Here is a 15,128-nt window from a genome sequence, read left to right as displayed (position 1 = left end):
GCGTCGGCCCCCGGCGGGAACACGTCGCCCTCCGGGACCGCGAAGGTCCCGGAGGGCGAGCGTTCTCCATGACCGGATCATGACCGGATCAGAAGCGGATCACGAGCGGGTCATGAGCGGGTGATGAGCGGGTGATGAGCGGGTCAGGCCGGGGTCACCAGGTGCCCTGGAGGGACTGCCAGCTCTTCAGGCCGTTCTCGAAGCCCCCGTCGGCGCGCCCCTTGAAGGTGTACGCCGAGGTCGTGCCCTGGCCGTCGTTGTACATGATCGCGATGTCCTCGCGCCCGTCGTGGTCGGTGTCGCCCGAGACGGGGAACGACGCCTCCTGGACGTGCCAGGTGTTCGCGGGCGCCTGCCAGCTGCGGACGTCCTCGTTGAGCGTGCCGTCGGGCTTGGCCGTCAGCGTGAACAGCGAGGAGTTGCCGTAGCCGTAGTCGTACATCACGGCCAGGTCGGCGCGGCCGTCGCCGTTGTAGTCGCCGGCGGTGAGCTTGGAGCGCCACCACTCCCACTGGCCCGGGTTGCGGTGGAAGGACGGGGTGGTCGTCGCGAAGCCGCCGTCGGCCTTGCTGGGCATGGTCCACGCGGTGACCGAGCCGTCGTTGTAGCCGTAGAACGCGACGAGGTCGTCGCGGCCGTCGCCGTTGAAGTCGCCGCCGACGAACTTGGTCTGCCCCTGGCACCAGTTGCCGCCGCCGGAGCGCCAGCTGCCGAAGATGTTGTCGAAGGTGCCGTCGGCCTTGGACAGGAACGTGTACGCGCCGGTGTCGCAGTTGCCGTGGTCGAACATCATGACCACGTCGTCGCGCCCGTCGCCGTTGAAGTCGCCGGCGACCAGCTTGCCCTTGGCGGCGTCCCAGTTGCCCGGGCCCGTGTAGGCGCTGCGCGCGATCGAGGTGAAGGTGCCGTCGGGCTTGCCCAGGAAGGTGAACATGCCGCTGGAGCCGTCACCGTAGCCGTAGAGCGCGGCCAGGTCGTCCCGGCCGTCGCCGTTGAAGTCGCCGGCGACCCACTGGGACTGCGAGACCCGCCAGGTCCAGGCGCCCTGGGTGTGGGCGGCGACGGGGGCCGCGAAGCCGCCGTCGGCCTTGGCCGCGTGGGTGAACAGGCCCATCGCGTCGCTGCCGTAGTCGTAGACGGTGGCCAGGTCGGCGCGTCCGTCGCCGTTGAAGTCGCCCGACAGCTCCCTGCGGAGGGTGTCCGTGCGGTCGGTCCAGTGGTGCTCGACGGAGACGCCGGTCCAGCTGTTGTGCCGGATGTAGCCGTTCTGGAAGTCGGTCCGGGGACCGCCCGTCACGTCGTACTCCTCCGACTGCGGGTAGCCGAGCCAGCTCTTGCCTCCGCCGAGGGAGAGCCACTTGTTGCGGATGGTGCCCCAGACGCCCCACGCCTGGCCCGTGGTGGTGGTCCAGTAGATGGAGCGGGTGTCGGAGGTCTCGCCGCGGCGCCGGAAGTGGTTGTAGCGGCCGATGCCGTCGTCGACGTTGGTCTCGTCGGTGGTCGGGTAGCCGAAGCCGGACGGGCCGCCCAGCTCCAGGTACTTCTTGTAGATGGTGCCGTGGATGGAGCGTCCGCCGAAGTCGTACGTCCAGTAGATGGCGCCGTCGCCGCCGGAGCCGCGGAAGGTGGTGACCCAGGCGTCGCTCTCGAAGGTGGTCGACTCGTCGGAGGTCGGATAGCCGAGGAAGCCCCGCTCGGCGCCGAGCGAGCGCCAGTAGTCGCGGATGCCGTTCTGGACCATCCAGGCGCCGGTGGTCGGGTGCCAGTAGATGGAGGCGTTCTCGCCGTTCTGGCTGTTGTGCCGGATGCCCGCGTAGCGGCCCTCGCCGTCGGCGGCGACCAGGACGTCCGTGGTCGGGTAGCCGTAGCCGCCGGGGCCGCCCTTGGCCAGGTACTTGGCGAGGATCGGGCCGCAGAGGCTGTGGGTGCCGGTCGCGGCCGAGGTGAAGCTCTGGCACTCGGTCCAGGGGGTGCCGCCGAGGACGAGCCTGCGGCCCGCGCCGAAGACGGAGCCGCCGCTGGGGGCGCGGCCGGGGTACTCGGTGATCTCGCCGGTGGCGTCGCGCGACCACAGGTCGGCGTAGCCGTTGCCCTCGAAGTCGCCGTTGCTCTGGAGGTTCGCGGGCGCGGTGAAGCCGGTCGCTATCGCGCCGGCGCGGACCGTGGCATCGCCGTACACGGCGAGGTCGGCCTTGGTGAGCGAGGACGCGTCGGTGGTGACCCGGCTGGTGTACTGGTGGATCTTGCCGGTCACCTTGTCGCGGGCCCAGATCTCCGGCAGCGCGTCGCCGTTGAGGTCGCCGGGGGCGATCAGGGTCATGTTCTGCCAGTCGGCGTTGCCGAGCAGGATCGGCGCGCGGAACCCGGCCTCGGTGACGTCGAGGTAGGCCCCGGTCGAGCCGAGGTAGAGGTAGAGCTCGGCGCCGGTCTTGACCAGCAGGTCGGGCTGGTCGCCCTCGTCGATCCGGCCGTTCCCGTTGTCGTCGTCGACGCTGCCGATGACGAGGGCCTGGTCGGCGTGGGCCCACTTGTCGTTCTCCTCCATGGCCGTGGCCAGCAGGATGCGGTTGGCGTCGACCGGCTGGAGGTCGCCGTCGCCGTTGCCCGGGTAGACGACGAGGTCCTTGCGGGTGCCGTCGGGCGACGGGCGCAGCGCGACCAGGTCCTCGTAGTAGTCCGTGTTCCAGCTGCCGCGGTGGGACAGCGACACGGTGTCGCCGAACGGGCCGCGGTTGGTCAGCTTCTTCGACAGGTCGAAGGTGCCGTCGCCCTTGCCCGGGTGCATCCACAGGTGGCCGGAGCCCGGGTCGACGCTCCAGATGTCGATGGTGCCGTCGCCGTTGAGGTCGCCGGGCTTGTCGCGGGTCGGCTTGCGCTTGGCGTAGAAGGTGTACGCCTTGAGGTCGGAGCGGTTGTTCGCCGCGTCGAGGCTGCGCACGAACAGGCTCTGCGGGCCGGTCGTGTACGGGGTGTACTCGACGGACGCGTCACCGCCGGGCTGGGCCGGCGCTACCTCGCGGACCTTGGGGTCGGACTCGGTCCACCACTGGTACTTCACGACGTCGGTCTCGCCGTTGGCCTTGAAGGTGAAGACGCCCTTGGTACGGGCCTGGGAGGTGTTGTCCGGCTCGTTCTCGGGGAACTCGGCGGAGGACACCTTCGGCGGGTGGCCGGGCCGGGTCGTGTCGATGCTGAACACGCACTGGCCCGCCCAGGGACCGGCGGCGTAGTCGTCGAGCGCGCGGACGTCCCAGCGGTAGGTGCCGGTGGGGAGCTCGGCGGCGGGGATGCGCACCTGGGCGACATTGCCGCTGGCGACCCACACCTGGGGGCGCTTGATGGTGCCCCAGTAGTCCTTGTCGTTCCAGTAGTTGAACTCGGCGCGGATGCTGTTGTCGTCGCCGTCCGAGACGCGGGCGCGGAGCACGACCTCGTCGGTGGTGCCGATGATGCCGCCGCCGCAGGACACGGAGGGGTCGGAGCCGCGCTCGCCGACGGAGTCGGGCACGGTGTTGTACTGGGTGGAGATGCGGGCGCTGTCCGGGTTCATCTTGCGCCAGGACACGTCGACGGTGTCGTTGGCGGACTTGAGGCCCATGGTCCACGCGGGCCAGTGCCAACGGGCCGCGTCGGCGACGGCGGAGGTGACGTTGAGCTCGATCAGGTCGCCGTCGCCGGGGCAGTTGCGCCCGCCGAAGGACTGGCCGGAGGAGTCCACCATGCGCTTCCAGGCGGGCTGGTTGTTCCAGGTGGTGCCGCCGCCGATGCCGTCGGTGTCCCAGATCTGGATGTCACCGGACTTGCAGCTCCAGGAGCCCGCGTACTTCTGCTGGATGCGGAAGGTGGAGGACAGGATCTGCTTGTCCCACAGGGCGCCCATGCCGACCTGGAAGAAGGTCTTCGCGCAGACGACGTTGTTGTTGTTCGCGGCGTCCTTGGCGCAGCCGACCCGGGCCTCCTTGCTGAGGGTGCCGCCGTTCCAGTAGTTGGTGTTGGCGGAGTTCGGGAAGGAGTTGTGCTTGTACGCGAGGGCCCAGGCCGACTTCCAGTCGTCGCGCCACTGGGGGTCGATGACGACGGGGTAGTGGGTGCCGGGGGCGGTGAGCAGCTTCCGGTCGGGCGTGAGGGTGAGCGTGCCGCCCTTGAGCGCCACGCCGAGGTCGGCCTGCCGGGTGCCGGTGGAGATGCCGTCGACGGCGGGGACCCGGTCGGCGACGGGGGCGGTGGCCGGGGCTGTGGCCTTGGCGGTGGCCTTGTCCGTGGCCTTGGCGGTGCCGGCGGCGGTACGGGCCTGGGGTGCGGCGGCGGTGGCCCCCGCCGTGGCCTCGGTGGCCGGGCGGTCGGCGCCGGAGTCCCACATCTGGGGCTTGGCGGAGGTGAAGAGGGCCTTGCCGGAGGGGTCGAGGGCCCGCAGCTCGCCGTTGGCCTCCTTGCGGACGGTCAGCCCCTTGCCCGTGAGGCCGAAGCCGAGGGAGGCGAGGGCCGGGTTGTCGGCGGCGGCCCGGTCCTTGACGACCAGCTGGTGCGAGAAGCCGGTGACGTCGGCGGTGACCCGCAGGTCCACGCCGCGCAGCACCTCGGGGTAGACGGCGGTGTCGCCCTCGACGCGCGGGGCGGGCAGCGGCTTGGGCCAGGTCAGGGAGATGTCCCTGCCGTCCTTGCGCATGGTGACGAGCGGGGCGGTGCCGCCGCCGGAGAAGGTGAGGCCGACGCGGGTGGCGCGCGGGCCGATCCGTCCGTCGCCCTGCCGGGTCAGCCCGGTGTCCGCGGCCACCAGCTTCCCGTCGCGCCGGACGCGGATCGGGGTGAGGGCGTGGTTCTGGGTGAAGGTGCCGTCCGGGTTGGCCCAGACGTCGTCGGTCTCGGTGCGCTTGGAGGGGAGTTCGACCGGCTTGCCGGAGCGCTTGGCCGCGGCGCTCGCGGCGGCGTGCAGGGCGGTGTCCGCCGGGTCGGCCGTACGGTCCTTGGCCGCGTCCGCGGCGGCCTTGGTACGGCCGGAGGCGTCCGCCGGGCCGTCGGCGGCGGCCTCGGTGGCGGGCAGCGCGGCCAGCAGCGCGGCGGCCAGGAGCGCGGCGGTGGCGCGGGCGGCTCCGCCGCGGCGGGGCGGATCGTCGACGCGGGGGCGCGTCGGGGTGGGTCTCACTGAGCGGGTCCTCGGTGGTCGGTCGGCCACCGCGCCGGAGCGGGTGTCCGAGATCGGTCGCCCGGGACCGCACCACGAGGACGCCTTTCGGCCACCTCGACGGTCGGCCGTGGGCGTTCGATTATTTGTAGCAGCAGCGAGGCGTCCCGCGTGAGCCCGATCCCGGTGGACGTCACTCCGGGTACGGCCGCCTGAAGGGCAGATTGACGGAACCTCACATTCCCTCCGCCGTTGCGGATTTATCCAAGACGACCTGCCCCTTTCTCCTGATACACCCTCACCTGACAGGCACGCGCACGCTCGACGCTCCGGGACGCCGACTGTTAGGTTCGGCGCCGTCCCGTAAAGCGTGATCATGACACGTTCACGCTGTTCTCATTCTGGTCTCATGGAGTGTTCGAATCTTGAGAAGATCCAAGGCGCACGCCTGGCGTGCGCCTCTGAGGCGTGCCTGGCGGTGGCCGATACCGCTGCTGGCACTGAGCCTGCTGACCACCGGGCTCACCCCCCTGGACGCCGACGCGGCCTCCTCCGACCTGCGGCTCCTGGAAACCCAGCGGCTCACGAAGGTCGGCGGCGCGCCGGTCACCGGCAAGCCGGCGCCCGGACCCGCCGAGTCCCAGCGCAAGAGCTGGAAGCAGCCGCCCGCCATCGCGTGGCCCAAGGCCGGTTCGGCCGAGATCACCCTGCCGGCCCCCGAAGCGGCGCCCGCCGGGCAGCGAATTCCCGCCGCCCGAGGCGCCCTGACCTCGGCCGCCAAGCCCGGCAATCCAGGTAATTCAGGTAAGGCGGTCCGTGCGGGCACCCTGCCGGTGACCGTCGCCGCGCTGCCGTCGCGAGCCCCGGCCGCGTCGGCCGGATCCGCCGCGCGCGCCGCCGGTAAGCCGGTGGCCGGGCAGCCGACCGCCGGGGCGGGCACCGCCGCCCCCGTCAAGGTCAAGGTCGGCCTGCTCGACCAGGCCGCGGCCCGCCGGGCCGGACGCGCCGGCAGCCTGCTGCTCTCCGTCCAGCGCACCGACACGGGCGGCTCCTCGGCCCCCGTCTCGGTCTCGCTCGACTACAACGCCTTCAAGAACGCGTACGGCGGCGGCTGGGGCTCCCGGCTCCGCTTCACCGCGCTCCCGGCGTGCGCCCTGACCACGCCGGACCGGAAGGAGTGCCAGGCCGGCACCCCGGTCACCACGGTCAACGACCCGGTCACCGGCACGCTGGTCGCCACCTTCGACGCCCCGGCCCAGCCCGCCGCCACGGCCGCCCGAGCCACCGGCGCCCTCGGCGCGCGGGCCGCCACCGGCACCCAGGCCGTGACGCTGGCCGCCACCGCGGGCGCGGACGGCGCCAACGGCACGTACAAGGCGACCTCGCTGAACCCGAGCGGCTCCTGGCAGGCGGGCGGCTCCGCGGGCGACTTCTCCTGGTCGTACCCGCTGGACATCCCCGCCTCGCTCGGCGGCCCCAGCCCGTCGCTGACCCTCGGCTACTCCAGCTCGACCATCGACGGCCGGACCAACGCCTCCGCCCAGCAGACCTCCTGGGTCGGCGACGGCTGGGACCTGGCCTCGAACTTCATCGAGCGGTCGTACGTGCCGTGCAGCCAGGACAAGCGCCCCGACTCCGGGTTCAACAACCCGAAGGACGACACCGGCGACCTGTGCCACGGCGCGCCCATGGTCACGCTCTCCCTGAACGGCGGCTCCACCCAGCTCGTCCTCGACGACACCACCAAGAAGTGGCGTCCGGCCAAGGACGACGGCTCGCGGGTCGAGCTGCTCCAGGGCGCCCAGAACGGGGACAAGGAGGGTGACCACTGGCGGTTCACCAACCCCCAGGGCGTCCAGTTCTACTTCGGCCTCAACCGGGTCCCCGGCTGGACGGCGGGCAAGCCGCTGACCAACTCCGCCTGGACCGTCCCGGTCTACGGCAACCACCCCGGCGAGCCCTGCTACAACGCCACCTTCGCGAACGCCGTGTGCGACCAGGTCTACCGCTGGAACCTCGACTACGTCGTGGACCCGCGCGGCAACGCCATGACGTACTGGTACGAGAAGGAGACCAACTACTACGGCTCCAACTACCAGATCGCCGGCGGCTCCACCGCCCGCGCCTACGACCGCTCGGGCTGGCTCGACCACATCTCGTACGGTCTGCGCAACGACGCCCTGTTCGCCGAGCCGCCGGCCCAGGTGGACTTCGAGGTCGTCGAACGCTGCCTGGCGACGACGGACTTCGACTGCGCGCCCGGCAAGCTGAAGCCGGACGTCGACTGGAACATCGCCAAGCAGTGGCCCGACACCCCCGGCGACCAGCTGTGCGCCCAGGGCGAGGAGTGCAAGGGCCGGTTCACGCCGACCTTCTTCACCCGCAAGCGGCTGGCCGAGGTCTCCACCACCGTCTGGAACGGCGTCGAGCGCAAGCCGGTCGACACCTGGAAGCTCGTCCAGGACTTCCCGATGACCGGTGACGGCACGGACTACCCGCTGTGGCTGTCCGAGATCCGGCACACCGGGCGCAACGGCGGGGACCTGCCGCTGCCGCCCGTGAAGTTCCGCGGCAAGCAGCTCGACAACCGGGTCGACGGCACCGGCGACGGCAAGCCGCCGTACAAGCGCTACCGCGTCGAGGCGATCGACACCGAGACCGGCTCGACGATCCTCGCGCACTACGCCGACACCCAGTGCACCACCACCGTCCTGCCGGCGTCCCCCGAGACGAACAAGCTGCGGTGCTACCCGGTGATCACCGAGATCCCGGACCCGAACGACCCGAAGCGCGAGCGCAAGCTCTACGTCACCGACTGGTTCCACAAGCACGTCGTCGACTGGGTCCAGGAGGAGGACCGCAACGGCAACTCGCCGACGCGCCGCACCGAGTACCAGTTCCTCGGCGACCCGGCGTGGGCCTACGACGACGAGACCGAGATGATGCGGCCCAAGACCCGCACCTGGTCCCAGTGGCGTGGCTACGAGCGGGTCCGCACCCTCATCGGCGTGGCGCCGGACCGGCGCTCGCAGACGGAGACGCTGTTCTTCCGGGGCCTCGACGGCGACCGGGCGACGCCGAACGGCGGCACCCGCTCCGTCAAGGTCAAGGACTCCGAGGGCAACGAGCTCCCGGACCACCGCCTCTTCGCCGGCCAGACCCGCGAGGTCCTGGCGTACGACGGCGAGGGCGGCCCGCTGGAGGCGGCGACCACGTACACCCCGTGGCTGCGCGGCCCCACCGCGACCCGCCTGCGCAAGGGCGCGGTCCCGGAGGAGGACATCGAGCCGCAGCAGTCCTACGTCCAGCAGACCTCGGACGTGGCCTCCCGCATCCTCCTCTCCGACAACCGCGGCTGGCGCCGCACCGCGATGCACACCGACTACGACGACCGCGGCTTCGCCCTGTCGGTCTCGAACCGCGGCGACATCGCGGACCCGTCGGACGACAGCTGCACCCGCTACGAGTACGACGAGGACCCGGCGCGCTGGATCATCGCGCGGCAGAAGCGGGTGGAGTCGGTCGCGAAGGCGTGCGACGCGACGGATCTCACCCGGCCCGAGGACGTCACCTCGGACATCCGGATGCAGTACGACGCGGCCGGCAACGTCCGGTCGACGGAGTCGCTCTCCGGCTACTCGGGCGGCACGCCGCAGTACACGACGGACGGCAGCGCCGAGTACGACGTGTACGGGCGCCCGACGGCGATGACCGACGTCTTCGGCAAGGTCATCAGGACGGCCTACACGCCCGCCGCCGGCCAGATCGTGACCAAGGTCGTCACGACGAACCCGCTCGGCCACACGGAGACGACGGAGACGGACCAGGGCCGCGGCTCGGTCCTCGTCCAGGCGGACGCCAACGGCCGCAAGCAGGTCATGCGCTACGACCCGCTCGGCCGGCTCCTGAAGGTCTGGTCCCCGGACCGCGACCCGCAGACCAAGACGCCGGACGGCGAGTTCTCGTACGACGTCCGCACCGACGGCCCGGTGGTCATCACCAACAAGGCCCTGCTGGACGACGGCACCTACCGCACCAGCTACGACATCTACGACTCCAGCCTGCGCATCCGCCAGACCCAGATGGAGGCACTGGGCGGTGGCCGGATCATCTCGGACACCTTCTACAACAGCCTCGGCCAGGTCTGGAAGAGCAACGGCGCCTACTACACCGAGGGCACTGCCTCCGGGGTCCAGTGGGGCCCGAAGGACAACGAGGTCCCGTCCTCGACGATGACGCAGTACGACGGCTCCGGCCGTGCGACCGCGCAGATCTCCCGCAAGTTCGGCGTGGAGACCTCACGGACCACGACCAGCTACGGCGGCGACAACATCACCGTCGACCCGCCGAAGGGCGAGACCCCGAGCCGGGCCTTCCTGGACGGCCTCGGCCGCAAGACGGAGCTGCGCTTCTTCAAGGCGGACTCGCCGACCGGCGCGTATGACACCACGCGGTACTCCTACAACCGGCGCGGCATGCTGGAGTCGGTCGTCACCCAGGCCGGCGACCGGTGGGGCTTCGAGTACGACATCCGCGGGCGTCAGACGAAGCAGGCGGACCCGGACAAGGGCACGTCGACGACGACGTACGGTCTCGGTGACCGGCTGGAGTCCCTGACCGACGCCCGTGGCAGGACCATCGCGCCCGAGTACGACGCGCTCGGCCGCGTCGTCGCCATGCACGAGGGTTCGGCGACGGGCCCGGTCCTGACGTCGACCACGTACGACACCCTGCCGGGCGCCCTCGGCCTGCCGGTCGCCTCGACCCGGTACGTCGGCGGCAACGCCTACAAGCAGGAGGTCACCGGCTACGACAGCGAGTACCGGCCGACCGGGTCGAAGATCACCATCCCGACCTCGGAGGGTGCGCTCGCCGGCACGTACAGCTACTCCACCGGCTACCGGGCGAACACCGGACTGACCGCGTGGACCATGGCGCCGGCGGCGGGCGGTCTGCCCAGCGAGATCAGCACGATGACGTACAACCACTTCGAGCTGCCCACCGTCATGGGCATCGGAGGGAAGGCGTTCGTCGGCAAGGTCGACTACTCGCCCATGGGCGACGTGCTGCGCACGGAGTCGGGACCGGCCGGTGCCCAGGTCTACCAGACGAACTACTTCGACGAGCAGACCCGGGACGTCCTGCGGACCGTCAACGACCGCGAGGTGTCGCCGAGCCGGATCAACGACACGACGTTCGAGCGGGACGACGTCGGCAACGTCCTGAAGATCACGGACAAGGAGGGGACGAACGGCCCCACCGACGTCCAGTGCTTCACGTACGACTACCTGCGCCGGATGAACGAGGCGTGGACCGCGACGGACGACTGCGCCGCCAAGCCCGACGCCGCGGGCCCCGGCTCGAAGCCCTCGGTCGGCGGCCCCGCCGCGTACTGGTCCTCGTACAGCTTCGACGCCGCGGGCAACCGTACGAAGGAGGTCCAGCACTCCCCCACCGGTGACCTGACCAAGGACGTCACCCGCACCTACGTGTACGGAACGGCCGGTCAGGCCCGCGCCAACCAGCTCCAGCGGGTGGACACCACGGGTCCGGGCGGCTCGCGCACCGAGTCGTACGCCTACGACGAGGCCGGCAACACCCGCAGCAGGACCATCCAGGGCGACACGCAGACCCTGGACTGGGACATCGCGGGGCAGCTCGCGAAGGTCACCAAGGGCACCGAGTCGACCGAGTTCGTGTACGACGCCGGCGGCAGCCGGCTGATCAAGCGCGACAAGACCGGCACGACGCTCTACCTGCCGGGCACCGAGGTGACGCTGACCGCGGCGGGCAAGCTGGAGGGCACCCGGTACTACGCCCACCCGGCGGGTCCGGCCCTGGTCAAGACGGCCAAGGACGGCGTGATCAGCACGTCCTACCTGATGACCGACCAGAACGGTACCGCCACCACGGCGGTGGACGCGTCCAGCTCCGCCGTCACGCGCCGAAAGTACACCCCGTTCGGCGAGGTGCGCGGCACAGTCCCGTCCGTGTGGCCCGGCAAGAAGGGCTTCGTCGGCGGAGAGATCGACGAGTCCACGGGTCTGGTCCATCTCGGCGCGCGCGAGTACGACCCGGCGACGGGCCGGTTCCTGTCGGTCGACCCCGTGGTCGACTACAACGAGCCCAAGCAGATGAACCCGTACGCCTACGGCAACAACTCGCCGGTGACGTACGCCGACCCGAGCGGCCTGTCCATCGCACCGCCCGTGATGCCCGTCATGGACTTCACGGCCGCGGAGGAGGCTTGGGCCAAGATGGTCCAGGGCAAGAGCGCCCTGGACGTCGCCCTCGAAGTGGCCCTGGGCATCCTCAAGGACGTCTCCGGCTACAACGACATCAAGGCGTGCCTCGGCGGCGACGGCTGGGCCTGCGCGGGTCTGGCGCTCGACGCGGCACTGCCCTTCGCGGGCCGCGCCAAGCGCATCCTGAAGGCCCTCGACCGCGCCTGGGAGGCGTTCAACAGCTGGGCTTCGAAGCTGGCCCTCGCGCGCGACATCATGCGCAGGGTCGAGCGCTACCAGCAGGCCATGGCGAAGTACGCCGAGGACCTGGCCGAGTGGAAGCGCCAGATCGAGGAAGCCGCCGAACGCGCGAGAAAGCTGGAGGAAGAGGCCGCGGCGGCCCGCAGAGCCGCCCAGGAGGCCGCTGCCGCAGCCGCCAAGAAGGCCGACGAGGCCGCGGCGACGGCGGCGAAGCAGGGCAAGTCCTCGGCGCAGAAGGCGAAGAAGGCCGACGGGGACGGCAAGTCGTCGAAGTCCAAGGAGGCGAAGAAGGGGGACGAACCCAAGAAGTCGGAGTCCAAGGACGACGGTTCCAGCGGGTCCACGAGTGACGACCCGTGCAACAGCTTCGTGCCGGACACGCAGGTCCTGATGGCGGACGGCTCGTCGAAGGCCATCGAGGACGTCGAACTCGGCGACCAGGTCGTCGCGACGGACGAGAACTCCGGTGCCACCACCGCCCGGCCGGTCGTCGCCCGGATCATCGGCGAGGGGCAGAAGAACCTCGTCGAGGTCACGGTCGACACCGACGGCGCCGAGGGCGACGCCTCCGACACGATCACCGCGACCGACGGTCACCCCTTCTGGGCGCCGGCCCTGGGCAAGTGGCTGAACGCCACGGACCTCGACGCCGGTGAGTGGCTGCGCACCTCCTCCGGGACCTGGGTCCAGGTCACCGAGGTCAAGCGCTGGACCCAGCACGAGAAGGTCCGCAACCTCACGGTCGCGGGCGAGCACACGTACTACGTGCTCGCGGGCGCGACGCCCGTCCTGGTCCACAATTGCAACAAGACGGTCGTCGCGTACCACTACACGAAGAAGAGCTCCTTCCAGAAGATCATGAGTAGTGGCAGCAAGGAGTCCATCACGTTCAAGGGATCCACACCCAGCAAGGGCAATCCCAACGGCGTGTACACCACGGGCATGAGCCCCGCCGACCTCAGGAAGAAGCCGGGCGGCTTCAAGTCGTTCCTCGGTGTGACCCGGGAGAAATCCGAATACGTCATCGCCTTCGAGGTCTGTGCCTGCAAGGTGGCCGGAAGGCTACGCGGCAGCCGTGATCACGTCTGGTTGACGCCAGGGGACCTCGAAATCCTCAGGCCGAAGATCCTTTATGCTGGCGAGACGAAGAACTGGAGCGGCTGACACACGGCCACAAGGGATACACATGGACTTCTCCGGATACGCGACGGACTTCGTTCTGGCCGGTTCACCGGTCGACCTCTTCCGACGCCTCTCGTCCCGGCTCCACTCGACGTGGCCGGCGCACCTGCTGAACGGGATGGACCACCGCTCCTTCGACTTCGCCTCGATCGCCCCGGACATCCGGGGCGACGGAAGCGAGTCCGACATCGCGACATTCGCTCGTGACGCCGCCATGGAGGATTTCTGGGAGGAGCACGGATACTCCCTGGACAGCAGCGGAGAAGGACCGTTCGCGATCTTCTACAAGCCGTTTCGCGCGTTCTCCCTGCGAGTCGACAAAGGATTCCAGGAAGCGGGAGAAATCGACTGGGGAGGATCGTTCGTCCTCATCCCGGAGGGTTTCCATCTCTCCCTGGTGACCCCGGACGACCCGTCGTCCGGCTCATTCTCCGGATGGGTCCGACGGCAATTCGTCGAGTCGCTGTCGGAAACCTGACCCATGGTCGGGAGCGCGTGAAGGAAGCCCCCTCGGACTCGGTCCGAGGGGGCTTCCCCTTTTCCGCACGTCCCTACGGCGCCATCTCGTACGTCCCCGCCAGCGCCTCCACCCGCTGCCACACGCGGCCGGTGCGGGACTCGTCGACGACGGGGCGGCGGACGGCGTCCAGGGCCCAGTCCTGCTGCGCGGCGGTCGCCGAGTCCTTGCCGTGGAGTTCGACGGCGTGGGCGGAGAAGTCCCGTACGAGGACGCCGAACAGCTCGTCGAGGACGTCCTCGTCGAGGGTGGTCAGCGCGCTCTGCTCCAGGACCAGCTGGCCGTGGACGACCAGCGCGAAGAGCTGGCCGACGGCGAGCAGCAGGTCGAGGTCGCGGCTCTGCTCCTCGTCGGGCGCGGCCGTGGTGACGAACGCGCAGAGGGCGTCGGCCTGTTCGCGGAAGCGCGCGACGTTGGGCAGGTGGGCGTAGGCGTCGAAGGCCGGGCGCCAGTCGTGGAAGCGGACCGCGCCGAGGCCGCGGGCCGGGCCCTGGCGGAAGAGGAAGGCGTCGTCGGCCGCGTCGAGGCGGGTGGGGACGGGCTCGTACGCGGCCGGGTCGAGCAGGTGGTTCCGCATGAACTTGAGGATCAGCGCCAGGTTGACGTGGACCGTGCCCTCCAGCTTGGGCAGGCCGCGGATCTCGACGGCCGCCTGGTGGAAGTAGGTGTCCTTCTCGAAGCCCTTGGCGGCGATCACGTCCCACAGGAGGTCGATGACCTTTTCGCCCTCCGTCGTCACCTTCATCTTCGTCATCGGGTTGAAGAGGAGGTAGCGGCGGTCGTCGGGTCCCGCGGAGCGGAAGTAGTCGACGGCCCGGTCGCTGAAGAGCTTCATGCCGACCAGGCGGACGTACGCGTCGGTCAGCTCGCGCCGCACGTGCGGGAAGGCGGTGACGGGGCGGCCGTACAGGACGCGGCCGTGGGCGTGGGTGACGGCCTCGTACATCGCGTGCTCGCAGATGCCGATGGAGGCGGTGCAGAGGTTGAACTTGCCGACGTTGACCGTGTTGAGCGCGGCGTCGAACGCGGCGCGGCCGGTGTGCAGGACGTCCTCGGCGGCGACCGGGTAGTCCGTCAGGCGGAACTCGCTGACGAACTTGGACGAGTGGACGACGTTCTTGTGCAGGCGGTAGCCCGGGGCGCGGCTGTCGGCGGCGAAGAAGACGTACGCGTCCGGGCCCTCCAGGTCGGTGCGGCGGCCGAAGACGGAGACGAGTCCGGCGGCGTTGCCGTTGCCGATGTAGTACTTGGAGCCGGTGGCGCGGAAGCCGCCCTCGCCGTCGGGCTCCAGGAGCATGTCGGTGGAGTAGATGTCGGCGCCGTGCGTCTTCTCGGACAGGCCGAAGGCGAACACCTCGCCCTGCGCGAGGAGTTCGGCGGCGCGGGCGCGGGCGGCGGCGTTGTCGCTCTGCCAGACCGGGCCGAGGCCGAGGATGGTGACCTGCCAGGCGTACCAGTAGTCCAGGCCGTAGAAGCCGAGGATCTCGTTGAGGGCGGCGATGCGGGCGGTGTCCCAGCGCTTGTCCCGGGCGTCCCCGGCGGCGGCGGACGGAGTGAGGAAGGTCGCGAACAGGCCCTCCTTGGCGGCGAACTCCAGGAAGTCCGCGAGCCAGACGGCGTTGCGGTAGTCGTCGGTCAGGCGGCGCTTGCCGCGCTCCTCGAACCAGTCGACGGTGGCACGCAGCAGGCGGCGGGTCTCCGGGTCGAAGTGCGCGGGGTCGTAGGTGCGCGGGTTGAAGAGCAGCGGGTCGGCCATGGTGGGGACGCCTTTCGGCTGGTGGGAATCGGAGAGGGGGGCGCGGGGGCGCGGGGCCCGGGGCTC

Annotated in this window: 4 protein-coding genes; 2 read left to right on the top strand and 2 right to left on the bottom strand. The window is 70.4% G+C overall.

Annotated elements, in window-relative coordinates; translation table 11 throughout:
• Positions 1-154: 154 nt before the first annotated feature.
• Positions 155-5,143, bottom strand: a complete 4,989-nt coding sequence (locus tag AB0C99_RS06345; RefSeq protein WP_362470111.1) for an FG-GAP-like repeat-containing protein — start codon at positions 5,141-5,143, stop codon at positions 155-157.
• A 404-nt stretch (positions 5,144-5,547) separates the two neighbouring features.
• On the opposite strand from AB0C99_RS06345, the gene AB0C99_RS06340 reads away from it, so the two are divergent.
• Positions 5,548-12,771: a polymorphic toxin-type HINT domain-containing protein gene (locus tag AB0C99_RS06340; protein WP_362470109.1), complete on the top strand. Its 7,224-nt coding sequence runs from the start codon at positions 5,548-5,550 to the stop codon at positions 12,769-12,771.
• Between the two features lie 22 nt (positions 12,772-12,793).
• On the top strand, positions 12,794-13,267 hold the full coding sequence (locus AB0C99_RS06335) for a hypothetical protein (RefSeq protein ID WP_362470106.1): 474 nt from the start codon (positions 12,794-12,796) through the stop codon (positions 13,265-13,267).
• A gap of 73 nt (positions 13,268-13,340) precedes the next feature.
• Here the strand turns inward: AB0C99_RS06335 and AB0C99_RS06330 are convergent, their stop codons facing one another.
• The gene (locus AB0C99_RS06330) at positions 13,341-15,062 is read right to left on the bottom strand and encodes an acyl-CoA dehydrogenase family protein (RefSeq protein WP_362470103.1); all 1,722 of its coding nucleotides are present in this window, start codon (positions 15,060-15,062) and stop codon (positions 13,341-13,343) included.
• Between the last annotated feature and the right edge of the window lie 66 nt (positions 15,063-15,128).

Source organism: Streptomyces sp. NPDC048659, from assembly GCF_040650575.1.
Lineage (GTDB): Bacteria > Actinomycetota > Actinomycetes > Streptomycetales > Streptomycetaceae > Streptomyces.
This window is presented reverse-complemented; position numbering and strand designations above follow the sequence as displayed.